Below are 23,915 nucleotides of genomic sequence, written 5' to 3' on the forward strand. Positions count from 1 at the left end.
CCAATACGGATAAGGTGTTCCACGGACGGCTCCCTTGTTTGAGATCTCAACGAACTCATTCTGGCACATCCGATGCCGTCGGGCGCCGTCCACCCCATCATGCCGTTACCTTCGAGCGTCGCAGCCTGCTTGAATATCAACGCACTTACCCGAAGCCAGCTTTGCCCTGCCTTCACCCCGCCCAGTCGACTTCGACCATCCCCAGCCGTTCGTAGAGCCGGACGGCGGCGGCGTTCTCGACCGTGTTGGTCTTGAGGTCGACATGCACAGCACCCCTTGCGTGAAACACGGCGAAAGCGTGGCGCATCAGCGCCTCGGCGATGCCGTTGCCGCGCGCCTCCGGGTGGACGGCAAGATCCTTGACGAAAGCCCGCGTCCAGCAGAGCGCCGCGCCCGCCAGCCGGCCCTTGTCGTCGATGACCAGGAAACACAAAGCTGGGTCGAATTCCGCGCCGGCCGAAATGCGCGGCCACCATTCGTCGAACGGCCCGTCGGCGCCGTCGTCGAACACCGCGGTCAACAGCGTATGCAAAGCGAGTGCATCGGCGGCTTCGAAGCCGCGCATGAAAAAGCCTTCGGGCCAGCGCGGCGCCAGAAGCGTGTCGTCGAGGATCTTGCGCAGGCGGATGTCGTTTGGCGCCGGCGGGCGCGGCTCAGGCATCGGGTTGCATGCGGCGGCGCAGGCTGTCGCTGCCGAGGCCGGTTTCGCCCAGCATCCCCTTACGCTTGGCGTCATAATAATAGCCGCTCTGGTAGAGCCGGTCGGCGCGCTTGGGGTTGCCGCCTGAGACCAGCCAGGCGCCGCGCAGATATTTCACCGCATATTTCAAATTGGTCTCGGCATCGAACAGGCCGCTTGCCGGCCCGTCATAGCCCATGCCGCGCGCCGTCGCGTGCTTGATCTGCATCAGCCCCCAATGGCCGTGATTGTAGGCTTTCGGGTTGAACGTGCTCTCGCGGTTGACGACGCTGCGCACCAGATCGACCGGCACCTGATAAAGCGCGGAATATTTCTCGATCAGCCGCTCGATCTCGCTGCGGCCGCCGGCGTTGGACTGACCCTCGGTGGGGTCGGTCGCGGCCAGAGCGGCCGGGTCCTGCGGCAGCGTGTAGGAAACCGGCTGAACGCCGGGCATGGCCTCGGTCTGTTGGCTGACCGGCATGGCGACGGCTGGCGTCGCGGTAACAGGCAGCGCGTTGGCGGTCATGACGGCGGGGGTACTTGCCGCCAGCGGCGTCGGCCCGGCAAAGGCGGCGGCCGGCTCGATCGGCAGCGCCGCTGTCTGGGCGACGCCGGACGGCTCCGGCAGCACCGAAACCGTGTCAGGCAGCGCCAGCGTAAAGCCGGCATCGGTATTGGCCGTATTTTCGGTGAAGGCCGGCGTCGGGGTCACCGGCGAAGTCGAGGTGCAACCGCTGAGAGCGGCCACGGCCAACACCGCCGCAAGGACGGGAAAGAGGAATTTTGCTGGCAAGCGGCGCTCGGGTCCGGTTCGTCGGGTGTTAAGAAGTCCTTACACCAGCATCTTTCCTCGGGCAATCCGCGGTAGCTGGTGGTTTTCGGGTGGCGAGCCGGGCCGCGAAATGCGATATTGTTCTGGATTTGTACTTCGAAGGATTCCGGAAAGGAGCACGCCATGCACGCCTCTCATGCCACCGCCGGCCACGCGGTCTTCGAAACCGTGCTCGGCTTCATGGGCATCGCCTGGAGCGATGCCGGACTGACCCGGCTCTGCCTGCCGCAGCGCAATCGCGACGCGGTCGAGCGCCGGCTGCTGCGCCATGCCGCCGCCGACCAGCCTGCGAAGCCCGAGCCGCAATGGGTTGCCGAGCTGATCGCGTCGATCAAGGCCTATGCCGCCGGCGAGGATATAGATTTCTCCAACGTGCCGGTCGATCTCAGCGGCGTCGACGAGTTCCGCCTGGCGATCTATGACGCGGCACGAAAACTCGCCTTCGGCGAAACCACCACCTATGGCGAACTGGCCAAACGCGCCGGCCATGCCGGGCTGGCGCGTGAGACGGGCGCCGCACTCGGCGCCAACCCGGTGCCGCTGGTCATCCCCTGTCACCGCATCCTTGCCGCCGGCGGCAAGATCGGCGGATTTTCCGCGGCCGGCGGCTCGGCCACCAAAGAAAAGATGCTGGCAATGGAAGGCGTACGCGTCGGCCCGCCGCCCCCGGCGCAGGTGTCGTTCGGGTTTTAGTGGTGCTGATATTCAGGCGAGGCCGGCACCCGGCGCACCATTTCGTCCCACTCTAATCCGGAAGCAGGCGCCGGCGAAAACGCCGGTCGATCTCCACCCGCTTGCATTTGTAGACGGTGCAGGAATTCGTGTCGGCGCTCGGCACCGAGGCCCGCGCCCTGACCTCGCCGATGTCGCAGAATTGCTGGCTCCGCACATAGCGGTCATAGAGCGCCAGCCCCGGCACGCGCGCCGATCTGTAGCGCAGGATGACCGCGCCCTCGCGCGCGATCGTCGCCTGCACCCTGCCGCAGCTCATGCGGGTCGGGTCGTAGCGTGAGACCGCCTGCGCCTCGGCGGCCACCAGGGTCAGGCAAGCGGCAAGCAGAACGATTTTCATGTCCCTCCCCCCAAAACCCGTGCCCGAAGCTGTCGCGATCCTCCCGCGTCAGGCGCGCAACGACGACGCTCTCACGTGATTGGGGCGGCCGTTGGGCAGCGTTGCCGTCGCGCCATTTTCCGCCCCGTCTTGTTTTTTGCGCGAAGGCATATTATATGCGGTCCATTGATATTTCGGCCGATCGATCCGGGCCTCGCGATCTTCGCGTTTGCTGACGTTCTATCTCCAAAATCTCGATACAAACCGGCTGGGTTTCGGCCCAGTCAAACTAAAGCAAACGTAAAGGACTATCGAAATGGCAACAGGTACGGTCAAGTGGTTTAATTCCACCAAGGGTTTCGGCTTCATTCAGCCTGACAGCGGCGGCGCGGACGTTTTCGTCCACATCTCCGCAGTCGAGCGTGCTGGACTGTCGACCCTGGTTGAAGGCCAGAAGATCAACTTCGAGATCGAGCAGGACCGCCGCACTGGCAAGTCGTCCGCTGGATCTCTGAGCAAGGCAGCCTGATTTTGCGAATGGCGCGCGCCGGGCGATATCCCGGGGCGCGCGGCAAGTCACGGATGTACTGGCGGTCGCGCGAGAAGCGCGCCGGAGCGAAAGACCCCGACAAGCCGAAGCAGCAGATTGCTGCCGGCCCGGCCAAAACGCTCCCGATCAGGCTACCAAGCATGGGAAGGCGGGATTTTGTCCCGCCTTTTTGCTGTCTGGATTTTAAACGCCGACAATTGGCGAAACCGGCGATACAGCTCCTTCTCCCCGTATAGTGACGGGGAGAAGGACGCTTTCGCCAAAGCTTTCGCCAATTGTCAACGTTGCTCAGCAAAGTCGGCGAGCTGCGCTCAACCCACCCACTCCAGCGGCACATGCCCCGGATCGGCCTCGACCCTTTTCAGCCAGGCGGCAACCGCCGGATAGGCGTCGAGCTGAAACCCGCCCGTCTCGGCCGTATGCGTATAGGCATAGAGCGCGATGTCGGCGACGCTGAGCGCATTGCCGGCAAAGAACGTGCTCCCGGCCAGGTGCTTGTCCATGACGCCGAGCGCCTTGTTGCCGCGCTCCAGCGTCAGCGCCAGCCGCTCGGGCGTTGCGTCCTTGGCTCTTTCAGGGAAGGTCAGCAGCGCCCTGCGCACGGCGATATAAGGCTCGTGGCTGTATTGCTCGAAGAACAGCCACTGATAGGCCAGCGCGCGTTCGTATCTGTCCGCTGGCAGAAACCGCGTGCCTTCGGCGAGATAGAGCAGGATGGCATTGGATTCGGCCAGCCGCCGGCCGTCGTCGAGTTCGAGCAGCGGCACCATGGCGTTCGCGTTTTTCGCGACATAGTCGGGCTTGCGCGTGTCGCCGGTGTGCGAGCTGACCTCGACATTGGTGAAAGCGATGCCGAGCTTGGCCATCAACAGGCGCGGCTTGTAGCAATTGCCGCTGTCGATCATTCCATAGAGTATCATCGGTGCTCCCCCTTGCTCGCAACCACCCCTCTCAGGGCTTGATCCAGCCTCTATCGCGGCAGCGGCGGCTTCATCCAGTGATTTGTTTTGGCGTAAGCATCAGCGCCGCTGATGCATTTCAGGATATGTCGAGATTCAAGTCAGGCCGAGCCGAGAAGAGCGGGTTCCGAGAACCGGAGCGGAGCGTACTTTTTGGGTACGTGAGCACCGGAAGCGCAGGACCCCCCGTTCGCAGGCCGGCATCACTTGAATATCGGCATATCCTAGCCGAACAAGGGGATGACGTTGCTATCCCTGCCAAGCAGCCTGTCGATCGACAGAGGCTCCTCGTCGAACAGCGTACCGGCCAGCGCCGGCCGGGCAAGGTAAAAGCCCTGCAGCAGGTCGACGCCGCCATCCAGCGCGACGCGCAGATGCGTGGCGTTCTCGACGCCTTCGACCAGCACCTTGGCGCCACGGTCGTGCAGCGTCGAAACCAGCGGCCGGAAAAACCGCTCGGCGGCGGCATGGCGGCAGAATTCTGCGAACCAGGTGCCGTCGATCTTGACGATGTCGGGCTGCACCAGCGCTACCCTTTCTTCGGTCGAATGCCCGGTGCCGAAATCGTCGATGGCGATGCGGACGCCGTCGCGCCGCATCTCGCGCGCCAGGCTGACAAGCACCTTGTCGCCGGCCGCCTGTTCGGTGATCTCGCAGACCAGCATGCCGGGATGCAGGCCGAAATCCGCCAGATGCCTGGTCATCAGCCTGATTTCGGCCAGCGCCCGTGCGGGGTCATCGTTGATCAGCGGATTGTAGTTGAAGAAGAGGTCGAGCCCGTCGACGCCGATATTGCGGAAGTTGCGCAAATGCAGCACCCGGCACATGGTTTCGACAAACAGCCGATCCGCTGCCGGCACGCCTTCGAAGAAGATTTGCGGCGCCACCGGCCTGCCTGCACGGTGCGGCTCGATCAGTCCCTCGACCGCAACGGCGGCGAGAAACCTGCCGCGCGGCGCGAAGACCGGCTGATAGGCGCTCCTCAGCCGGAATGCGCCGTAGACGCCATATTCGATGCCGACCTCGTCGGCAAAGATCGCTTCGCCGACCTTGCGCCGCATGTCGGCCCGCCCGGTCACGATGCCACCCTGCGCCCGAAAGCCCGCATCGGTCGCCGCGAGGTCGAAACGGCCGTGGGCACTTTGTCCTTATCGGGCGACACCGCTGATGCCTGCCCGGCCTTGTCGAAGACGTGAAAGCTGGTCGGTGCAAGCTCCGGGCGTGCCAGCACGAAGCCTTGCACCATCGAGGCGCCCGACTTTTCGGCGAGCTCGAGCTGCCAGCCCGTCTCGATGCCCTCGAATACCGTACGGATGCCTTGCTCTTCGAAGCTGGTCACCATAGCGGTCAGCAAGGCGAAGCCGGCACCGGATTCCATCAGCGTCATGATCCAGTCGGCGTCGAACTTGACGATGTCTGGCCTGAGTTCCTTGATGCGATTGATGTCGGATTCGTCCGCGCCGTAATCGTCGACGGCAATGCGCAAACCATTGCCCCTGAGCGCCTCGACGAAATTGTAGAGCGTTTCCTGCGACGCCGATTTCTGTTCGGTGACCTCGCAGACGACGCGGTGCGGATCGATGTCGGCCTCGTGCAGCACCAGCCGCATTTCGCGCAGCGCCTTGTCGGCGATGCTGCGGTCGGTGAACACCGATGGATCGAAATTAATGAAGATGGAGGCGTCTCGCGGCAGGCAGGCGCCGGCGTTCAGAAGGTGCAGCGTCCGTGTCAGCGCCTCGATATGCAGGCGGTCGACCGCCGGACAGCTGTTGAAGAAACTCATCGGCGGCTGCGGCTCGCCTTCGCGGAACGGCCGGATCAGCCCCTCGAACGCGACGACGGAAAGCTTGCCCTTGTTGAAGGCGAAGATCGGCTGGAACGCGCTTTGCAGCGTATAGACCCCCCAGACACCGCTGGCGGTGCCGTCATCATGGCGGATGATATGGGCAAGCCCGATGCTGCGCGTCACGGTTCCTCGCTGTGCGAGACTGGCGGACCGGCTACGGTCCTGCCGTTCTAGCTTTTACCGATCGTTGGTGAATTTATTGTTGCCAGCATTGCGCGCTGGCTCATTCGACAATGCCTGCGCTGGGCTTGCGCTTGACCAGATGATGCGACATGAGAGGCGCCGCGGCGCTTTCGCCCGCCGGTCTTTTCTGGAGATATCTGTCATGGCCTTTCTTGCCGACGTCCTTTCCCGCGTAAAGCCTTCCGCGACCATCGCGGTGACGCAGAAGGCGCGCGAGCTGAAAAACGCCGGCCGCGACGTGATCGGGCTGGGCGCCGGCGAGCCGGACTTCGACACCCCCGACAACATCAAGCACGCCGCGATCGAGGCGATCCGCCGCGGCGAGACGAAGTATCCGCCGGTATCCGGCATTGTGCCGCTGCGCGATGCGATCGCAAAAAAATTCAAGCGCGAGAACAATCTCGACTACCGGCCGGAGCAGACCATCGTCGGCACCGGCGGCAAGCAGATCCTGTTCAACGCCTTCATGGCGACGCTGAACCCCGGCGACGAAGTGATCATCCCGCGGCCCTACTGGGTCAGTTATCCCGAAATGGTGGCGATCTGCGGCGGCACCTCGGCCTTTGCCGACACCTCCATCGACAACGGCTTCAAGCTGACGGCGGCCGTGCTGGAAAAGGCGATCACGCCGCGCACCAAATGGCTGTTGATGAACTCGCCGTCCAACCCCTCGGGCGCCGCCTATACCGAAGCGGAGCTCAAGGGCCTGGCCGACGTGCTGTTGAAGCACCCGCATGTCTGGGTGCTGACCGACGACATGTACGAGCACCTGACTTATGGCGACTTCGTCTTCAAGACCATCGCCGAGGTCGAGCCGAAGCTCTATGAGCGCACGCTGACGATGAACGGCGTGTCAAAGGCCTATGCCATGACCGGCTGGCGCATCGGCTACGCGGCAGGCCCGGTGCCGCTGATCAAGGCGATGGACATGATCCAGGGCCAGCAGACCTCCGGCGCCTGCACCATCGCCCAATGGGCGGCGGTCGAAGCGCTGAACGGCCCGCAGGATTTCATCCCGAAGAACAAGGCGATCTTCCAGGGCCGGCGCGATCTCGTCGTCTCGATGCTCAACCAGGCGCGCGGCATCACCTGCCCGTCGCCGGAGGGTGCGTTCTACGTCTATCCCTCCTGTGCCCAGCTGATCGGCAGGAGGACCAAGAACGGCAAGGTGATCGACAGCGACGAAACCTTCTGCTCCGAACTGCTCGAGGCCGAGGGCGTGGCGGTTGTTTTCGGCTCGGCCTTTGGCCTCGGCCCGAACTTCCGCATCTCCTACGCCACGTCGGAGGCTCTGCTCGAAGAGGCCTGCACGCGCATCCAGCGCTTTACCGCCGCGCTGGTCTGAGACGTTTCAGCCGCCATACTGCTCGTCGTTCACCTTCTCCAGCCAGTCGACATGCACACCCTCAAGCGCCTCCTGCATGGCGATGTGGGTCATCGCCGATTTGGGCGCGGCGCCGTGCCAGTGCTTTTCGCCGGCCGCAAAGGAGATGACGTCGCCGGCCCTGATCTCCTGCAGCGGCCCGCCCCAGCTTTGCACGAGACCGGCACCGGATGTGACATAGAGCGTCTGGCCAAGCGGATGCGTGTGCCAGTGGGTGCGGGCGCCGGGCTCGAAGCTGACCAGCGTGGCTCTGAGCCGCGCCGGCGCCTCTTTCTCGATGATCGGCGTCTGCAAAACCCGGCCAGTGAAGTATTTTTCCGGCGCAACAATCGTCGGCACGCTGCCGCAGGCAATGATCTTCATCGTCGCAAATCCTCGATTCAATCCAGTGTCTTAGACCCTACCACTTTCGTCCGATGCCGGCTGCATCTCCTGCCGGCTGCGGGCAAAACGCGGCCAGAACAGACCGGTCCGCGTGCGGTAAGCGTCGTAGGCATCGGCCAACCTTGTCCGCGAAAATTTTCGCTCTTCGTCCAAGGCCGCGATCACGTAGATCGTAACGATGCCGGCGACCGGCACCACCGCCCAGACCGACCAGGTCGCGATACCCCATCCGACCCAGAAGATGATGTAGGACGTGTAGAACGGATGCCGGACATGGAGATAAGGGCCTTCGGTCACCAGGCTGTCAGGATTGTCAGGATCGAATGCGAACCGCAGCCCCGCCTTGCGGGAGACCGAGATCGCCCACCAGAACAGCGCCGAGCTTGCCAGTTCGATGGCGAGCCCGCCGATCTTCGCCGCCAATGGCTGCCGCTCGATCCACAGCAGCGCAAGAAAGAACAGCGCCGTGCCGACCACGACGGCCGAAATGATCATCGCGCCTGGAGACATGCTCGGCGACTGGAAATGCGCGCGCATCGACCAGGCATATTGGCCGAGCGTCGCGATGCTGCTGATCGAGACGAGAAGGTCGAGTGTGGACTCCATCATCAGGCTCCGGGGGTTAGCTGTGGTGGATTCGTTCATCATACCCGGCGCAAGCCGAGAAATCATTTCTTAACCACCGTTCTAAACAACATGGTGACCTCGGCATGCGATGTTGACCTGGAGACAATCCCAAGGTCCAAACCAGATATGGCCGTTTCCCACCGCACGATCCGTACGCCGCAAGCGGATTTGCGCCTCAGCCAGTCGTCGGGACCCGGCATCCCGCTTGTCCTGATCCACGGCTCAGGCAGTTCGCGCGCCGTATTCGCCCGCCAGTTCGACAGCCCGTTGGCCGCTGCCCATCGGTTGATTGCTTTCGACCTGCCCGGCCATGGCGAATCGTCGGACGCCCGCGATCCGGCGACGGACTACACAATCGCCGGCCTTGCCCAATCGGCGGCCCAGCTCCTCGATGCCTTGGGCATCGGCCGCGCGGTCGTCTTCGGCTGGTCGCTTGGCGGGCACGTGGCAATCGAACTCGCGAGTTTTCACCGCGCCGTCGGCGGGCTGATGCTGACCGGCGCGCCGCCGGTATCGAAGGGTCCTTTCGGCATGCTGCGCGGCTTCCACGCGCATTGGGACATGCTGCTGGCGTCCAAAAAGACGTATTCCGAACGCGATGCCGAGCGCTTCGAGACGCTGTGTTTCGGCGACACCGCCGATCCGTCCTTTCGCCAAGCCATCCTGCGCACCGACGGCCGGCTGCGCGCCGCGGTGACGCGCGGCATGCTCACCGGCAAGGGTGCCGACCAGAGACAGGTGGTCGAGCAAGCCGCGTTTCCGGTCGCTATCGTCAATGGCGAGAACGATCCGTTCGTCCGGCTCGGCTATTTTGAGACGCTCGCCTACGGCTCGCTGTGGGAGCATTGCCACATCGTCTCCGGCGCCGGGCATGCGCCTTTCTGGGAGCGTGCGGACCTGTTCAATCCGTTGCTCGCGCGCTTTGCCGAGACGGTGGCGGTGCAGCGCGTGGACGCACCCCCGCTGGCGTCGCGCCTGACCGGCACCGGCTGAACCGGCCCCAACTTCAAATCCCTTCAACTTCAAATCCCTTCAACTTCAAATCCCTTGCCCTCCCGGCCTGCCCGTGGGACGATGCCCTTTGGGTAGGTGGCAAATTGAAAAAAGCCTCGCCCGCGACGGCCGACAGGCCGGCCGCCGCTCACAGGGAAACGCCTGAGTGGAGGTCAGCCATGGGTACTCGCGCCGGAGGACGACGCACGGGACCGAAATGCATTGCCATAGTCGGTCCCTTCGCAAGCGGTAAGACGACACTTCTCGAAGCCATACTCGCCCGTACAGGCGCCATTCCCCGCCAGAATCCCGTTTCGTCCGGAAATACCGTTTCCGATCATTCGCCCGAGGCGCGCGCTCACGGCATGAGCGTCGAGGCGACCTTCGCCACCACCGATTTCATGGGCGAGCCGTTCACCTTCGTCGATTGTCCCGGCTCGATCGAATTCTCCTTCGAAGCCGAGCCGGTGCTGGCCGCCTGCGACGTCGCCGTGGTCGTTGCCGAGGCCGACAAGAAGAAGATCCCTGCCCTGCAGCTGATCATGCGCAAGCTCGACGAGCTCGGCGTGCCGCGCATGCTGTTCCTGAACAAGGTCGACAAGGCGATAGCAGGTGTGCGCGACACGCTGAAGATGCTGCAGCCGGCAAGCTCGGTGCCATTGCTGCTGCGCCAGATCCCGCTGCGCAAGGACGGCGTCGTCATCGGCTCGATCGACCTCGCTCTGGAGCGTGCCTACATCTACCGCGAATATGCCGAGAGCGAGGTCGCCCAGATCCCGAGCGACGACAAGGCGCGCGAGCTCGAGGCGCGCTTTTCCATGCTGGAGACACTCGCCGACCATGACGACCGGCTGATGGAGCAATTGCTTGACGAGATCGAACCGCCGAAGGACGCGATCTTCGACGACCTCGCCGCAGATCTGCGCGACGGCACGGTGACGCCGGTGCTGATCGGCACCGCCGAGAAGGGCAACGGCGTGCTGCGCCTGTTGAAGGCGATCCGTCACGACGCACCCGACATCGCGGCGACGCGCCAGCGTCTCGGCGCGCCCGATGGCAATGCCACCGTGGTCCAAGTGATGAAGACCATCCACACCGCGCATGGCGGCAAGCTGTCGGTGTCGCGCATCCTGTCCGGCCAGGTCGCCGACGCCGCCGAGCTGTTCCTTCCCAGCGGCGAGACGGCAAAGGTCTCCGGCATCTACAAGATGCTCGGCAAGGACCAGGTCAAGCTGACTTCGGCCAAGGCCGGCGACACTGTGGCGCTCGGCAAGCTGGACGCCGTCAGGACCGGCCAGACGCTGAGCTCGACCAAGGGCGGCATCAAGCCGCTGGTCACGCTGGCGCCGCCGCAACCGGTCTTCGCCTTCGCGCTGCGGCCGAAAGAGCGCAAGGACGAGGTCAAGATGTCGGCGGCCATCCAGCGCCTGGCCGAGGAAGATCCCTCGCTCAACCTGCATCACAACCAGGATTCCGCCGAAACCGTGCTGTCCGGTCATGGCGAGATGCATCTGCGCGTCGTGCGCGAGCGGCTGGAAGGCAAGAACCAGATCCCGGTCGAAGGCCATGTGCCGGCCGTGCCCTATCGCGAGACGATCCGCAAAGCGACGCAGCAGCGCGGCCGCCACAAGAAACAGTCGGGCGGCCACGGCCAGTTCGGCGATGTGGTGCTGGAGATCAAACCGCTGCCGCGCGGTTCAGGCTTCCAGTTCACCGATACGATCACCGGCGGCGTCGTGCCGAAGACCTACATCCAGTCGGTCGAGACCGGCGTGCGCGATTACCTGAAATCGGGCCCGCTCGGCTTCCCGGTCGTCGATGTTGCCGTCAACCTTTCCGACGGCTCCTACCATGCGGTCGATTCCTCCGACATGGCCTTCCAGATGGCGGCGAAGCTGGCGATGAAGGAAGGCATGGCCGCGTGCTCGCCGGTGCTGCTGGAGCCGGTGATGAAGGTCGAGATCGTCACGCCGTCGGATGCGACGTCGAAGATCATCGCTCTGATCCCGCAGCGGCGCGGCCAGATCCTCGGCTACGACGCGCGGCCCGACTGGCCGGGATGGGACGTGGTCGAGGCGACCATGCCGCAGGCCGAGATCGGCGACCTCATCATCGAGCTGCGCTCGGCCACTGCGGGTGTCGCCAGCTACCGGGCCGTCTTCGACCACATGGCCGAACTCACCGGCCGGTTGGCCGACGAAGCGCTGAACGCCAACGGCAAGGCCGCCTGAGCTGCCCTTGCGGCCCAACAGGAAACGGCAGGTCCGCCGCATGCTTGCCGCCGGTGTTTGGCGGAGGAAGGTTCGGACGCGGTAGCTGCCTGAGCCCGGGTCGTCCGAGTGATGCCCCCATCCCCCGGACGAGCCACACCGCGTCCTATGCTCTGCTTAATCGATTTGGCGCGCCCGCGGCATGTTACCCGAGGTTACATGTCACTGTTACGCGACCGTTCCGGCCGATTTTCTGGCGATGTGTTGGTTTCGGGCAACAAAAAAGCCGGATCAATGAAGACCCGGCTGAGTTTGATTGGAAGTGCCTGTTAAGGCTAACCTCCAGAGGGGAACACTCGAGAGCGCTAATGGGAGGAGAACGCGCTCAGGAGATGATCTATATATGTGCTCTTCATGCCCAAGAAACAAGCATCTATTTTGCAACACTCACATGCAAAAAGGCGCCGGCTGTGGTCTAATCCGTCCCGAAGCGCAATAGGACCAGTTGAATCGCTGAAATGCAGCCTGCGGCAAGGCAAAAATCGATCCACGGCCGCGAATCAGCAGCGATTCCTGCTCGGAAAATCGAAAAACGCAGGATGACGTGGAATCGTGCAGCACGCGTTTGTTTTTTCGGCAGCCAGACCTTGCTGGTGCATGCCGCCCAAAAGCCCGCCATCGAGCTTGACCTGAGGTGCGGCGGCTTGGGTTACGTGCCGGACAAGACCTGAAGCGCGTTGCAGGAGACCGTTCAAGGCCGCGCCCGTAAGGAGAGCTATATGCGAGCCACTTCGGCGATCGCCGGCAGCGTCATCTTCCTTGCTGTAGCGCCCGGCGTGGTCGCCGGACTGTTGCCTTGGCTGCTGACCGATCGCTATCGCCTGCCTTGGTCGAGACTGCCCGGTTTCGTTCCTGTGGGCTGGCTGCTGGTTGTCGCCGGCACAGCCATACTGCTGCACGCCTTTGCCCGGTTTGCCCTGGAGGGTCGGGGTACGCCCGCCCCGGTCGCGCCGACCGAGAGGCTGGTCGTCGGCGGCATCTACCGCCATGTCCGCAATCCGATGTACGTCGCCGTGCTGTCGATCGTCCTCGGCCAGGCACTGCTGTTTTCGAGCTGGACGGTCGCCGCCTATCTAGTCATCGCCGCGGCCGCCATGATCTCCTTCGTGAGACTATATGAGGAACCGACGCTTGCCCGCCGCTACGGTGACGAATACGAGGCCTACCGCCGTGCCGTACCAGGCTGGCTGCCCCGCCTGACACCTTGGCGCGGCTGAAGCAGGCTCCAACGCAACGTCACCACGGCAGCGGGCCGTCCTCGTTCGAGAACGTGCCCGTCGGACCGTTCGCGTCGAGAAGCGCGAGGCGCACGGGCTCCCGCGCGGCCTGTTCGACTGTGCGCGGACCTTCGAAGTTGTTGAGCTCCGTCGCGGTGTAGCCCGGGCACGCAGCGTTGACCTTGATGCCGGTCTCCTCGAGCTCGATGGCGAAGGCGAGCGTCATCGCGTTGACGGCCGTCTTCGACGGGTTGTAGACGGCGCCAAACGACGTGCGGTACGGAAAGGCCGGATCCGCGTTCAATGTCAGCGAGCCGGCGCCGCTCGATACGTTGACGATACGCGCCGCCGGCGCCTCACGAAGGAGCCGCAGCATCGCTTGCGTGACGGCAACGATGCCAAACACGTTCGTCTCGAATACCGCGCGTACGTCGTCGAGGGAGGCAATGCTCGGGCGGCCCGAATTGATGATCTCCTCGAGCGGCCTGCCCGGCTTTCCCGCATGGGAGATGCCGGCATTGTTCACCAGCACGTCGAGGCGGCCGAGTTCGATGCGGATGCGCTCTGCCGCGGCGGCGATCGACGCCTGATCGGTGACGTCGAGCTGCAGGGCGTGGGCATCCTCTCCGATGCTATTTGCGGCTGCCTCGGCATGCTCGAGCCTGCGCGATCCTACGAGCACGGTAAGGCCGTTCGCCGCGAGGTCCTTGGCGATCTGAAGACCGATGCCCTTGTTGGCCCCGGTGACCAGGGCGACGGGTTTGTCCTGCATGGTAATCTCCTTTTGTGCACCGATGTGTGGCCAACACCGCCTTGCCGTGCTAGATATAAGTCAAACGGAACCACGTTCCATATATATCCGGAACAAGGTTCCGTTTGCAAGAGGTAATTTGATGGGCGAAAAAACGCCGAACGGCAAAACGGATCAAGGCGATCGTCTGGAACCCCGCGACCGCGCGGATCGGCACGTGCGCGCCGACGCACGGCGCAACATCGACGCGTTGCTCCGGGCGGCCATGGCGGTGTTCGCGACCTCCGGCGTGGAGGCTCCGGTGCGAGAGATCGCGGAAAAGGCTGGCGTCGGCGTCGGCACCGTCTACCGCCATTTTCCACAGCGCTCGGACCTGATCGTGGCCGTCTTCCGCAACGAGGTTGACGCCTGTGCGGACGCCGCGCCGATCCTGGCCAGAAAGCATGAGCCCGGTGAAGCGCTGGCCCTGTGGATGCAGCGCTACGTGGATTTCATCACGGCAAAACGCGGCCTCGCGGCAGCCTTGTACTCAGGCAATCCGGCATTCGACACTTTGCCTGCCTATTTCAACCAACGGCTCCGGCCCGCGCTTCAAACATTGCTGGAGGCGGCGGCCGCGGCCGGCGAGGTGCGAGCCGATATCGAGCCGGGCGATCTGTTAGGGGCGGCCGCCAGCCTTGCCATGCCGGCACATGGCGGCGGCCCTGCCCAGGCACGGCGCATGGTTGCCCTGCTGGTCGACGGTTTGCGCTACGGCGCCAGCACGCTGGCGGATATGCGTTCCTAGTCTATACGCCGACAATTGGCGAAACCGGCGATACGTCCCCTTCTCCCCGTCACTATACGGGGAGAAGTGCCCGGCAGGGCGATGAGGGGCGGCGCGGCATATCAGGACTGCCCATCGCAGGCCAAGTACGACCAAAGGCTGGTGCTGCCCCTCATCTGGCTACCGCCATCTTCTCCCCGTATAGTGACGGGGAGAAGGACGCTTTCGCCGAAGCTTTCGCCAATAGCGGACAGTGCTCGGAAGTCGGTAAGCAGCGCTGGCAAACTAGAACGACCAGCTGCGCGCCTTGGCTATGATGAAATCGCGGAAGACATGCAGCTTCGCCTGGTTCTTCATCGCATCGGGATAGGCGAAATAGGTATCGAAGGACGGCACTTCGGTCTCGGGCAGCAACTGCACCAGTCCGGAATCCTTGCTGACCACGTAATCCGGCAGCATGGCGATGCCGGCGCCGCCCTGCACCGCCCGCTTGATCGACAATATGTCGTTGATCTGCAGCGTCGGCACCCTTTGCCCGCCTTCGAAATCGCCGACCGTCTCCAGCCAGTTCAGTTCCGACAGATGCGCCGGCACCGGCACGCCGAAGGTGACGATGCGATGGGTTTTCAGCTCGGCGATCGAATTCGGCTTGCCGTATTTGTTTACATAGGATGGCGCCGCGTAGAGATGGAAATGCACGGTGAACAGGCGGCGCTGGATGAGGTCCGGCTGCTGCGGCTGGCGCAGCCGGATGGCGCAGTCGGCCTGGCGCATCGTGAGATCGAGCTCCTCATTGGCCAGGATGAGCTGCAGGCTGACCTCGGGATAGAGCTCGATGAATTCCTGCACGCGCTCTGTCAGCCAGCCAGCGCCGAGGCCGACCGTGGTCGTCACCCTGAGCACGCCGGAGGGCCGGTCCTTGGTTTCGGTCAGTCGCGACTTGATGGTTTCGAGCTTCATCAGCACGTCGTGCGCCGTGCGGAACAGCATCTCGCCCTGCTCGGTCAGCACCAGGCCGCGGGCATGGCGATTGAACAGCGGCACGCCGACGTCATGCTCGAGCGCGCTGACCTGCCGCGAGATCGCCGATTGCGACAAATGCAGTGTTTCCGCGGCATGGGTGAACGACCCCGCTTCCGCCGCGGCGTGAAACACGCGTAGCTTGTCCCAATCCAACGCCATGATTTCCCCTCGTCCTGTTTTCTGGCGTCCGCCTGTTTTCGGCGTCTGAATGAAAAATCAGGCTTTTGCGCGGCTTTTCTCAGCCGCTTATCGAACAATCACTCCGCCGCTTCGCGGTGAACCTCGATCCCCGCCAGATATTTTTCCGCCTCGAGCGCGGCCATGCAGCCGAGACCGGCCGCCGTCACCGCCTGGCGGTAGATGTCGTCGGTCACGTCGCCGGCGGCGAACACACCCGGCATATCGGTGCGGGTCGAATCCGGCGCCGTCCACAGATAGCCGTTCGGCTTCTGCTTCAGCTTGCCGGCAAACAGCTCGACCGCCGGCGCGTGGCCGATCGCCACGAACACGCCGTCGACCACCAGATGCATCTCCTGCCCGGTCACCACGTTGCGCAGCTTCAGCCCTTCGACCGACGGCGGCAGCGGCGCCTTGCCGTGCCTGCCGGTGATCTCGTCGACCACCGTGTCCCAGATGATGCGGACATTGTCTTTCCGCAGCAGCCGCTCGCGCAGGATGCGCTCGGCGCGGAAATCGCTGCGCCTGTGGATGACGGTGACGCTCTTGGCCAGGTTGGAGAGATAGAGCGCTTCCTCCACCGCCGAATTGCCGCCGCCGATCACCGCGACGTCCTTGCCGCGGTAGAAGAAGCCGTCGCAGGTGGCGCAGGCCGAGACGCCAAAACCCATGAAGGTGTGTTCGCTCGGGATGCCCAGCCATTTCGCCTGGGCTCCGGTGGCGATGATCAGCGCGTCGGCGGTATAGATCGTGCCGGAATCGCCCTTGGCGCGGAACGGCCGCACGTTGAGGTCGACCTCGGTGATGATGTCGTTGACGATGTCGGTGCCGACATGCTCGGCCTGCCTGAGCATCTCGCTCATCAGCCATGGACCCTGGATCGGTTCGGCGAAGCCCGGATAGTTTTCGACATCGGTGGTGATCATCAGTTGCCCGCCCTGCTGCAGGCCGGCGACCAGCATCGGCTTGAGCATGGCGCGGGCGGCATAGATCGCCGCCGTATAGCCGGCGGGGCCGGAGCCGATGATGAGAACAGGCGCGTGCTTGGTGATCATGAAAAACCTCTGCGGGGAGCAGCCATGGATTGTGGCATGAACTCTCGTCGATTGTTGCGCGTAATGTAAGTGTTGCCTGCGACGCCAGCAAGGCAAGTTGCCGTTCGTCCCCGGAAAGCTTCGGCGCCGGCGACAGCGACAAGCAACCCGCAGCAAGATGATGCGAAAATCCTCGATCCAGCGGATGGAATAGACAGCAAAGTCGTTTAATTACAAAGTCGCGAAAGATTCTTTCGCGTCACCACGGAAGCCACCATGCCGATCAAGGCCGATCTCGATGCCATCGACTGGAAGATCCTGCGCGAGCTTCAGCAGGACGGACGCATGACCAATGTCGAACTGTCGGGCCGCGTCGGCATTTCGGCGCCGCCGTGCCTGCGCCGCGTCAGGAGGCTGGAAGAGGCCGGCATCATCCGCGGTTACCGCGCTTTGCTCAACGCTCCGGCGCTCGGCCTCGACGTCGTCGCCTTCTGTCTGATCGGCCTGCATCACCAGGCCGACGCCGAACTCAAGACCTTCGCCGAGCGCACCCGCGGCTGGCCGATCGTGCGCGACGCCTGGATGGTGTCGGGCGAGTCCGATTTCCTGCTGCATTGCGTGGCGAGCGATCTCGGCACCTTCCAGACCTTCGTCATCGAGGAACTGGCCTCGGCCCCCAATGTCGATACGGTGCGAACCGCGCTGACCATCCGCCGGGTCAAAGACGAAGGGCTGGTGGCGTTTTCGGCTTAAGAGAGCAGGCAAAGCGGCTGCGAAACAAAAAACCGGAAACAAAAAACCCGCCTCGGCGGGCGGGATCGTCGGTGGAATCATCACCATACCGAAATTAGTAGCATAGCTGCCGGCACAAAGCAAGAACAAAATTGCCTTCAGCGTTGAAGATTGGCTTCATTCCAGCTTAGGTTCCTCGCCCCACGAAAGTGGGGAGAGGTGGCTCGGCGAAGCCGAGACGGAGAGGGAACCGCGCTCTACGAAGCCCCCTCTCCGGCCGCTTCGGGGCCACCTCTCCCCCGCTTCGCGGAGGGCGAGGAATCCAGGTCCTGAGAGTTCGACGATCACCCTGCGTCGCAGAGGCGCGTTTCGACCATTTCGCACAAATGGTGGTAGAGGCACAAATGCCCCTGCTGGATGATCGGCGTCGAGGTCGAGGGTACGTTGAGCAGGACGTCGGAGAGCGGCTTCAGCTTGCCGCCGGTGTCGCCGGTCAGGCTGATCACCGTCATGCCCATCATGCGCGCCTGCTCTGCGGCGGCGAGGATGCTTGGCGAATTGCCGCTGGTCGAGATGGCGAGCAGCACGGCGCCCGCCGAACCATGCGCCTCGACCTGGCGCGCAAACACCGTGTCGAAGCCGTAATCATTGCCCCAGGCGGTCAGCACCGCCGCGTTGGCCGGCAGCGCGATGACGTTATAGGCCTTGCGCTCCCTGAGGAAGCGGCCGACCAGCTCGCCGGCGATATGGATGGCGTCGCTGGCCGAACCGCCATTGCCTGCTATCAGCAGCGCCTTGCCCTGCGAAAGCGCGGCGACGACGGCGCTGACCGCCCGCTCCATCTCGCTGGTCAGGTCGCGCTCGACCATCGCCGAAATCGCGGCCGCCGAGCGCGCCAGGTAATCGTTCAGTTCGGACATGAAACCCTCAGTTCCCGGCGCGCAATCTGCCGATAGTGCCGGTCGTGCTCTTGCCGGCGACGAGGTCGACCAGCACGACGCGCCCGCCGGCCTTCTGCACGACATCGGCGCCAACCACCTGATCGACCGTATAGTCAGCACCTTTGACCAGTATGTCGGGGCTCAGCGCCTCGATCAGCGAAAGCGGCGTATCCTCTTCGAAGATGACGACGGCGTCGACCGAGGCAAGTGCTGCCAGCACGCAGGCCCGGTCATGCTGGTCGTTGACCGGGCGCCCCGGCCCTTTCAGCCGGCGCACCGAGGCATCGCTGTTGAGGCCGAGCACCAGCCGGTCGCACTGGCTGCGCGCCGCATGCAACAGGCTGACATGGCCGGCATGCAGGATATCGAAACAGCCATTGGTGAAGCCGACGCTCAAGCCCTCGTCTTTCCAGCCCGCCACCAGCCGCACGGCGGCGGCGGCATCGAGGATCGCATCCAGGTGGGCGACCGGACCATGCGAGCGAAACAGCGCACCGGTGAGTTCCTCGATCGTCAGCCGCGCCGTGCCGCGCTTGCCGACGACAACACCGCCGGCGGCGTTGGCGATCGATCCGGCCATGACACGATCAGCCCCTGCTGCAAGAGCCAGCGCGAAGGTCGCGATTACCGTGTCGCCGGCGCCCGAAACGTCGAACACTTCGCGCGCCTGCGTGGCGATATGGCGGGCATCGTCCGCACCGATGACGCTCATGCCCTTTTCGCTGCGCGTCGCGACGACGAAATCGAAACCGTGCGCCGAAATCAGCTGGCGTGCCGCCGCCTCGATTTCGTCGTCGGCAAACACTGCGCGGCCGACCGCCTCGCCGAGTTCCTTGCGGTTGGGCGTGATTGCCGTCGCGCCGGCATAACGCGCATAGTCGCGGCCCTTCGGGTCGACCAGCACCGGCTTGCCCGCTTCCCGACAGATCGAGATCAGCTCGCCGGCGACGCCGTCGAGCAGCACGCCCTTGCCATAGTCGGACAGAATGACGATGTCGGCGCGTGCCAGCGCTTCGCGAAAATGCCCGACCAATGTCGCGCGCTCGGCATCGCCCAGCGGCTTGATTTCCTCTTCGTCAAAACGCAGCACCTGCTGGTTGAGCGCGCTGAATCGGCTTTTGGACGACGTCATGCGATCGGCATCCTGCGCCAGCCCGCCGGTGTCGACGCGAAATTCGCCGAGCATGCGCATGAGGTTCTTGCCGGCCTCGTCAGCGCCGATCACCGAGACCGGTATGACGGCAGCGCCGAGCGAAACGATGTTGGCGACGACATTGCCGGCGCCGCCCATCGCCAGCGTTTCGCCGCGCCCGTGCAGCACGGGGATCGGCGCCTCCGGCGAAATGCGCTCGATCACGCCGTTGACGAAACGGTCGAGGATGAAATCGCCGACCACCAGCACGGTGGCGCCGCCGAAGCGCGAGATGGCGCGGTGAAGAGGTTCGGGAGAGGGCAGCTTGATCATGTCAACGCGCGGGAGGGCCGATTTTCAGTGACGGGAAATTCGATTGGCAGGGCCGGCCGTTCATGGCGATGCCGATATACCGCAATTTCAGCCGACGCAACGGCGGGCCTTCGACCGATCGCGGCGGCGAGACAATGCGTCAGCTTTTCTGCAACGCGACATGCACGCCCAGTCCGACAAGCACCGCACCGCCGGCGCGCCGCATCAGGCGCTGCGGGCGGCTCGACTGCCGCAGCCTGGCGATCACCGCGCCGGCCAGCACCACGCAAACAATGTCGGCCGACGAGAACATCAAATTGACGATTGTTCCAAGCACGACGAACTGCACCCAGACCGGAAACGCTGCCGAGGCATCGATGAATTGCGGCAGGAACGCCATGAAGAAAATCGCCGTTTTTGGGTTGAGCACCTCGACGGCAACGCTCTCGAAAAAGGCGCGGCGGGCGGATTTCGGCTGAATTCCCGGCAAGACAACGTCGCCTTGCGCCTTGGCGCGAAACAGCGAAACACCGAGCCAGACCAGATACAGCGCACCGACCAGCTTGACCGCCATGTAAAGCACCGGCACGGCATGGAAAAGCACCGACAGGCCGACAGCGGCGGCGAAGACATGAACGTAGCCGCCAAGATGGATGCCGAGCGCCGCCATCAGGCCGGACCACCGGCCGCGCGCCATGGTTTGCGCGGCGGCATAGAGCATGGCGGGGCCGGGGATATAGGCGAAGATCGCCGTGGTGGCGAAAAAGGCGACAAGCAGTTCGGTTGACGGCATTACCTTGCTCCTGTCGCCGGTCGGCCGGCAGGCCGACTGAAACGTGACGTTTGCGGCGCCACTATGGCGCTCATCCGCCGCCCCGCCACCTGCTTTGTCGACAGCCCGGCCCGCCTCCCCTATAAGGCCAGAATCCCACAAGGGCTACAACCGGCACAAGGTACCAGAGGCTTTCATGATCATCGTCACGGGCGGCGCCGGCATGATCGGTTCCAACATCGTCGCCGCGCTCAACGCCGAGGGTTTCAGCGACATCCTCGTCGTCGACGACCTCACCGACGGCCACAAGATCGCCAACCTCGCCGATCTCGAGATCGCCGATTATCTCGACAAGGACGATTTTCTGGCGCGGATGGAGGCCGGTGACCTCGGCCGCATCGAGGCGGTCTTCCACCAGGGCGCCTGCTCGACCACCACCGAATGGAACGGCAAGTTCATGATGGAGGTCAACTACGCCTATTCGAAGCGCCTGCTGCACGCCTGCCTGGCCCTGCGCGTGCCGTTCCTCTATGCCTCCTCCGCTTCGGTCTATGGCAGCGGCGCCGAGTTCCGCGAGGAGCCGCAATGCGAACGGCCGCTGAACGTCTATGCCTATTCGAAAAAACTGTTCGACGACTATGTCCGCCGCACCGTTTTCGATACCGATCACTCGCCGGTCGCGGGCCTGCGTTATTTCAACGTCTATGGACCGCGCGAGGCGCATAAGGGCGCCATGGCCTCTGTCGCCTTCCATCTGTTCAACCAGGTCGAGCAAGGCCAGAACCCGAAACTGTTCGGCGCCTATGGTGGTTTCGGGCCCGGCGAGCAGAGCCGCGACTTCATCCATGTCGGCGATGTCGCCGACGTCAATCTGTGGCTGTGGAAACGCGGCTCGAGCGGCATCTTCAACTGCGGCACCGGCAAGGCCCAGCCGTTCCGCGCCATTGCCGAAACGGTGATCGATACGCTCGGCCAAGGCCAGATCGAATTCATCGAGTTTCCCGACCACCTCAAGGGCAGCTACCAGAGCTTTACGCAAGCTGATATGTCCCGCTTGCGCGCAGCCGGTTACAATGGCCAGTTCCGCACAGTGGAAACCGGCGTCAGAGACTATGTCGAATGGCTGAAAGCCCAACGATCCTCGTGATCGGCCCACGCTGGGTGGGCGACATGGTGATGGCGCAGTGCCTGTTCCAGGCGCTGAGGGAGCTTCATCCGGATGCCGCCATCGACGTGCTGGCGCCGGCCTGGGCAGCACCGCTGGTCAAGCGCATGCCCGAAATCCGCCAGCAGATCGACCTGCCGCTGCAATCCGGCGCGTTCGAATTCCGCGTCCGAAGGCGCTTCGGCCGCCTGCTGCGCGGCCGCTACGACATGGCCTTTGTCCTGCCGGGAAGCTGGAAATCGGCGCTGATCCCGTTCTTTGCCGGCATTCCGCGCCGCGTCGGCCATCTCAGGGAAATGCGCTACGGGCTGCTGACCGACATCGTGCCCTTGCCCGATCGCCTGAAACGGCGCACCGCGCAGGCCTATTTCAGCCTTGCCCGCGGCGGCGCCTTCCAGACTCCAAAGCTTGCCGTCGATCAAGCCAGCCAGGCGGCGCTGCTCGGCCGTTTCGGGCTGACAGCGGGGAAATTCGTGGCACTCATGCCCGGGGCCGAATTCGGTCCGGCCAAGCGCTGGCCGAGCGAACACTATGCCGGGCTCGCCCGCGAGATGATGGCGAAAGGGTTTGGCGTGGCACTGTTCGGATCGAAGAACGACGCTGGGGTGACGGCGGAAATCGCCGCGCTGGCTCCGGGCGCCGTCGATCTTGCCGGCCAGACGCGGCTCGAGGATGCCATCGACCTGATCGCCGCGGCGAGGCTTGCCGTCTCCAACGACAGCGGGCTGATGCATGTCGCCGCCGCCGTCGGCACGCCGGTCGTCGCCGTCTACGGCTCGACCTCGCCTGAGAACACGCCGCCGCTCGCCGAGCGCCGCGAACTGGTCTGGCTCGGCCTGTCCTGTTCGCCCTGCCACAAGAAGACCTGCCCACTCGGTCATCTCAACTGCCTGAAGACGCTGGAGGTCGAACGCGTCGTGGCGGCGGCGGAGCGGCTGCTGCCGGCCGCCGCATGAAAGTGCTGATCATCAAGACATCGTCCATGGGCGACGTCATCCACACTTTCCCGGCGATCGAGGACGCGCGCCACGCTCGGCCGGATATCTCCTTCGACTGGTGTGTCGAAGAGGCATTTGCCGGCATTGTGGCGCTGCATCGAGCCATCCAAACCATCCACAGCGTGGCGATCCGGCGCTGGCGCAGGAAGCTGCTCGAGCCCGGCACATGGCGGGAAGTGATCGGCTTGCGCCGCGCCTTGCGCGATTGCCGCTACGACCTCGTTCTCGATGGGCAAGGCTTGCTGAAATCGGCGCTGGTGGCGCGGCTGGCGGCAGCGCCGATCGCCGGTTTCGATCGGTCGAGCGCTCGGGAGCCGTCGGCGACCTTGTTCTACGACCACCGGTATCCCGTGCCGCGCGGCCTGCATGCCATCGAGCGCACGAGACGCCTGTTCGGGCTGGCGCTCGGCTACGAGCCGGATTTTTCCCGGCTTGACTCCGGCATCGCGCCGCCGGCCGGAAGATCCATTCTTGTCGGTGAAAAGACCGCCTTCCTGCTGCATGGCACCAGCCGCGAGGACAAGAAATGGCCGGTCGCGGACTGGATCGAAACCGCCCGTCTGCTGGTGGACAAGGGGATGACACCGGTCACCACCTGGTCGAACGATCGGGAACAGGCGGCTGCCGAAGCGATCGCCGGCGCCGTTTCGCAAACCGTGGTGGTCGCCAGGTCGCCGCTTGCCGAGATCGCCGCTGTCATCGGCGGCTCGGCGCTGGTCATCGGCGCGGACACCGGCCTGACCCATCTCGCCAGCGCTTTCGGCCTGCCGACGGTGGCGATATTCCTCGCTACCGAGCCCGGCCTGACCGGCCCGCGCGGACCATTCTCATCGACGCTGCTGGCCAGGCCCGGTCACAGCGTCACCCCGCCGGAGGTGATGGCGGAAGCCGAAAGGCTTGTGGAGCGCCAGACGCTTGGTCAGGCCGGTGGCCGCTGATTTGCTCAATCAATTCAATCGGAAAGGTGCCCCTTCCCTTCTCCCCCTGTGGGAGAAGGTGGATCGGCGCGAAGCGCCGAGACGGATGAGGGGTGTTGGACGGAGTGCGGAGGGAGCCAGCTGGAACACCCCTCATCCGACCTCGCTTCGCGAGGCCACCTTCTCCCACAGGGGGAGAAGGCAGAGCAGCGCCAAT

At 64.1% G+C, this 23,915-nt stretch carries 26 protein-coding genes; 12 read left to right on the plus strand and 14 right to left on the minus strand.

The features are described 5' to 3' along the window. Positions 1-172 precede the first annotated feature (172 nt). Entirely contained in the window at positions 173-661 is a 489-nt protein-coding gene (locus NKH30_RS04255) for a GNAT family N-acetyltransferase (protein WP_352541079.1), read from the minus strand. Further along, entirely contained in the window at positions 654-1,430 is a 777-nt protein-coding gene (locus NKH30_RS04260) for a transglycosylase SLT domain-containing protein (protein WP_352541078.1), read from the minus strand. Before NKH30_RS04260 ends, NKH30_RS04255 begins: the two co-directional genes overlap by 8 nt. 207 nt (positions 1,431-1,637) lie before the next feature. Between NKH30_RS04260 and NKH30_RS04265 the strand changes: the two genes are divergently transcribed. Then, the gene (locus NKH30_RS04265; protein ID WP_352541077.1) at positions 1,638-2,207 is read left to right on the plus strand and encodes a methylated-DNA--[protein]-cysteine S-methyltransferase; all 570 of its coding nucleotides are present in this window, start codon (positions 1,638-1,640) and stop codon (positions 2,205-2,207) included. A 52-nt stretch (positions 2,208-2,259) separates the two neighbouring features. Here NKH30_RS04265 and NKH30_RS04270 read toward each other — a convergent pair whose 3' ends face one another. Then, positions 2,260-2,586 carry a hypothetical protein gene (locus NKH30_RS04270; RefSeq protein ID WP_352541076.1) on the minus strand — a complete coding sequence of 109 codons (327 nt, stop codon included), beginning with the start codon at positions 2,584-2,586 and terminating at the stop codon, positions 2,260-2,262. Between the two features lie 295 nt (positions 2,587-2,881). On the opposite strand from NKH30_RS04270, the gene NKH30_RS04275 reads away from it, so the two are divergent. Then, positions 2,882-3,094 (plus strand): cold-shock protein, encoded by a 213-nt coding sequence (locus NKH30_RS04275; RefSeq protein WP_023678332.1) that lies wholly within the window; start codon positions 2,882-2,884, stop codon positions 3,092-3,094. 332 nt (positions 3,095-3,426) lie between these two features. Here the strand turns inward: NKH30_RS04275 and NKH30_RS04280 are convergent, their stop codons facing one another. The 3 genes from NKH30_RS04280 to NKH30_RS04290 form a co-directional block, all read right to left on the minus strand. Continuing rightward, positions 3,427-4,035 (minus strand): glutathione S-transferase family protein, encoded by a 609-nt coding sequence (locus NKH30_RS04280; RefSeq protein WP_352541074.1) that lies wholly within the window; start codon positions 4,033-4,035, stop codon positions 3,427-3,429. A 263-nt stretch (positions 4,036-4,298) separates the two neighbouring features. Continuing rightward, positions 4,299-5,153, minus strand: coding sequence for an EAL domain-containing protein (locus NKH30_RS04285; protein ID WP_352506737.1), 855 nt, complete (start codon positions 5,151-5,153; stop codon positions 4,299-4,301). Then, positions 5,150-6,043 (minus strand): EAL domain-containing protein, encoded by an 894-nt coding sequence (locus NKH30_RS04290; protein ID WP_352541073.1) that lies wholly within the window; start codon positions 6,041-6,043, stop codon positions 5,150-5,152. The genes NKH30_RS04285 and NKH30_RS04290 overlap by 4 nt, the downstream gene beginning before the upstream one ends. Positions 6,044-6,245: 202 nt before the next feature. On the opposite strand from NKH30_RS04290, the gene NKH30_RS04295 reads away from it, so the two are divergent. Further along, positions 6,246-7,448 carry a pyridoxal phosphate-dependent aminotransferase gene (locus NKH30_RS04295; protein WP_352541072.1) on the plus strand — a complete coding sequence of 401 codons (1,203 nt, stop codon included), beginning with the start codon at positions 6,246-6,248 and terminating at the stop codon, positions 7,446-7,448. A gap of 6 nt (positions 7,449-7,454) precedes the next feature. On the opposite strand, the gene NKH30_RS04300 is transcribed toward NKH30_RS04295, so the two are convergent. Continuing rightward, positions 7,455-7,850, minus strand: a complete 396-nt coding sequence (locus NKH30_RS04300; RefSeq protein WP_023678338.1) for a (R)-mandelonitrile lyase — start codon at positions 7,848-7,850, stop codon at positions 7,455-7,457. A gap of 30 nt (positions 7,851-7,880) precedes the next feature. Next, entirely contained in the window at positions 7,881-8,477 is a 597-nt protein-coding gene (locus NKH30_RS04305; protein WP_352994362.1) for a methyltransferase family protein, read from the minus strand. 147 nt (positions 8,478-8,624) lie between these two features. Here NKH30_RS04305 and NKH30_RS04310 point away from each other — a divergent pair, with 147 nt between their 5' ends. From NKH30_RS04310 to NKH30_RS04325, 4 genes are all read left to right on the plus strand, one after another. Further along, positions 8,625-9,491, plus strand: a complete 867-nt coding sequence (locus NKH30_RS04310; protein WP_352475048.1) for an alpha/beta fold hydrolase — start codon at positions 8,625-8,627, stop codon at positions 9,489-9,491. Positions 9,492-9,670: 179 nt separating this feature from the next. After that, positions 9,671-11,722 carry an elongation factor G gene (locus NKH30_RS04315; RefSeq protein WP_352541070.1) on the plus strand — a complete coding sequence of 684 codons (2,052 nt, stop codon included), beginning with the start codon at positions 9,671-9,673 and terminating at the stop codon, positions 11,720-11,722. A gap of 497 nt (positions 11,723-12,219) precedes the next feature. Beyond that, positions 12,220-12,432, plus strand: a complete 213-nt coding sequence (locus NKH30_RS04320) for a hypothetical protein (RefSeq protein ID WP_352541069.1) — start codon at positions 12,220-12,222, stop codon at positions 12,430-12,432. 48 nt (positions 12,433-12,480) lie between these two features. Beyond that, a complete protein-coding gene (locus NKH30_RS04325; protein ID WP_352541068.1) occupies positions 12,481-12,978 on the plus strand; it encodes a methyltransferase family protein in 498 nt (165 codons plus the stop codon). 19 nt (positions 12,979-12,997) lie between these two features. Here NKH30_RS04325 and NKH30_RS04330 read toward each other — a convergent pair whose 3' ends face one another. After that, the gene (locus tag NKH30_RS04330; RefSeq protein WP_352469808.1) at positions 12,998-13,750 is read right to left on the minus strand and encodes an SDR family oxidoreductase; all 753 of its coding nucleotides are present in this window, start codon (positions 13,748-13,750) and stop codon (positions 12,998-13,000) included. 121 nt (positions 13,751-13,871) lie between these two features. Between NKH30_RS04330 and NKH30_RS04335 the strand changes: the two genes are divergently transcribed. Beyond that, positions 13,872-14,516 (plus strand): TetR/AcrR family transcriptional regulator, encoded by a 645-nt coding sequence (locus NKH30_RS04335; RefSeq protein WP_352541067.1) that lies wholly within the window; start codon positions 13,872-13,874, stop codon positions 14,514-14,516. Between the two features lie 264 nt (positions 14,517-14,780). On the opposite strand, the gene NKH30_RS04340 is transcribed toward NKH30_RS04335, so the two are convergent. Both NKH30_RS04340 and trxB read right to left on the minus strand, forming a co-directional pair. Further along, positions 14,781-15,677, minus strand: coding sequence for a LysR family transcriptional regulator (locus NKH30_RS04340; RefSeq protein ID WP_023678345.1), 897 nt, complete (start codon positions 15,675-15,677; stop codon positions 14,781-14,783). A 98-nt stretch (positions 15,678-15,775) separates the two neighbouring features. Then, positions 15,776-16,750, minus strand: coding sequence for a thioredoxin-disulfide reductase (gene trxB, locus NKH30_RS04345; protein ID WP_352541066.1), 975 nt, complete (start codon positions 16,748-16,750; stop codon positions 15,776-15,778). A gap of 255 nt (positions 16,751-17,005) precedes the next feature. On the opposite strand from trxB, the gene NKH30_RS04350 reads away from it, so the two are divergent. After that, complete coding sequence (locus tag NKH30_RS04350; protein ID WP_352469300.1) at positions 17,006-17,482, plus strand: Lrp/AsnC family transcriptional regulator; 477 nt, start codon at positions 17,006-17,008, stop codon at positions 17,480-17,482. A 323-nt stretch (positions 17,483-17,805) separates the two neighbouring features. Here the strand turns inward: NKH30_RS04350 and NKH30_RS04355 are convergent, their stop codons facing one another. The 3 genes from NKH30_RS04355 to NKH30_RS04365 all read right to left on the minus strand — a co-directional run bounded on the left by NKH30_RS04355 (position 17,806) and on the right by NKH30_RS04365 (position 20,639). After that, entirely contained in the window at positions 17,806-18,381 is a 576-nt protein-coding gene (locus NKH30_RS04355; RefSeq protein ID WP_352541065.1) for a D-sedoheptulose-7-phosphate isomerase, read from the minus strand. Between the two features lie 7 nt (positions 18,382-18,388). Then, positions 18,389-19,867, minus strand: a complete 1,479-nt coding sequence (gene rfaE1 / locus NKH30_RS04360; protein ID WP_352541064.1) for a D-glycero-beta-D-manno-heptose-7-phosphate kinase — start codon at positions 19,865-19,867, stop codon at positions 18,389-18,391. 139 nt (positions 19,868-20,006) lie between these two features. Next, positions 20,007-20,639 carry a LysE family translocator gene (locus NKH30_RS04365; protein WP_352994367.1) on the minus strand — a complete coding sequence of 211 codons (633 nt, stop codon included), beginning with the start codon at positions 20,637-20,639 and terminating at the stop codon, positions 20,007-20,009. A gap of 175 nt (positions 20,640-20,814) precedes the next feature. Between NKH30_RS04365 and rfaD the strand changes: the two genes are divergently transcribed. Genes rfaD through waaC form a run of 3 tightly spaced genes read left to right on the plus strand, consistent with a single transcriptional unit; the run spans position 20,815 to position 23,719 of the window. Continuing rightward, positions 20,815-21,765, plus strand: a complete 951-nt coding sequence (gene rfaD / locus NKH30_RS04370; protein ID WP_352450437.1) for an ADP-glyceromanno-heptose 6-epimerase — start codon at positions 20,815-20,817, stop codon at positions 21,763-21,765. Next, positions 21,738-22,739, plus strand: a complete 1,002-nt coding sequence (gene waaF, locus NKH30_RS04375; protein ID WP_352541062.1) for a lipopolysaccharide heptosyltransferase II — start codon at positions 21,738-21,740, stop codon at positions 22,737-22,739. The genes rfaD and waaF overlap by 28 nt, the downstream gene beginning before the upstream one ends. After that, the gene (gene waaC / locus NKH30_RS04380; RefSeq protein ID WP_352541061.1) at positions 22,736-23,719 is read left to right on the plus strand and encodes a lipopolysaccharide heptosyltransferase I; all 984 of its coding nucleotides are present in this window, start codon (positions 22,736-22,738) and stop codon (positions 23,717-23,719) included. The genes waaF and waaC overlap by 4 nt, the downstream gene beginning before the upstream one ends. Positions 23,720-23,915: the final 196 nt, after the last annotated feature.

It is taken from the genome of Mesorhizobium sp. M1273 (assembly GCF_040318195.1).
Taxonomy (GTDB): Bacteria; Pseudomonadota; Alphaproteobacteria; order Rhizobiales; family Rhizobiaceae; genus Mesorhizobium.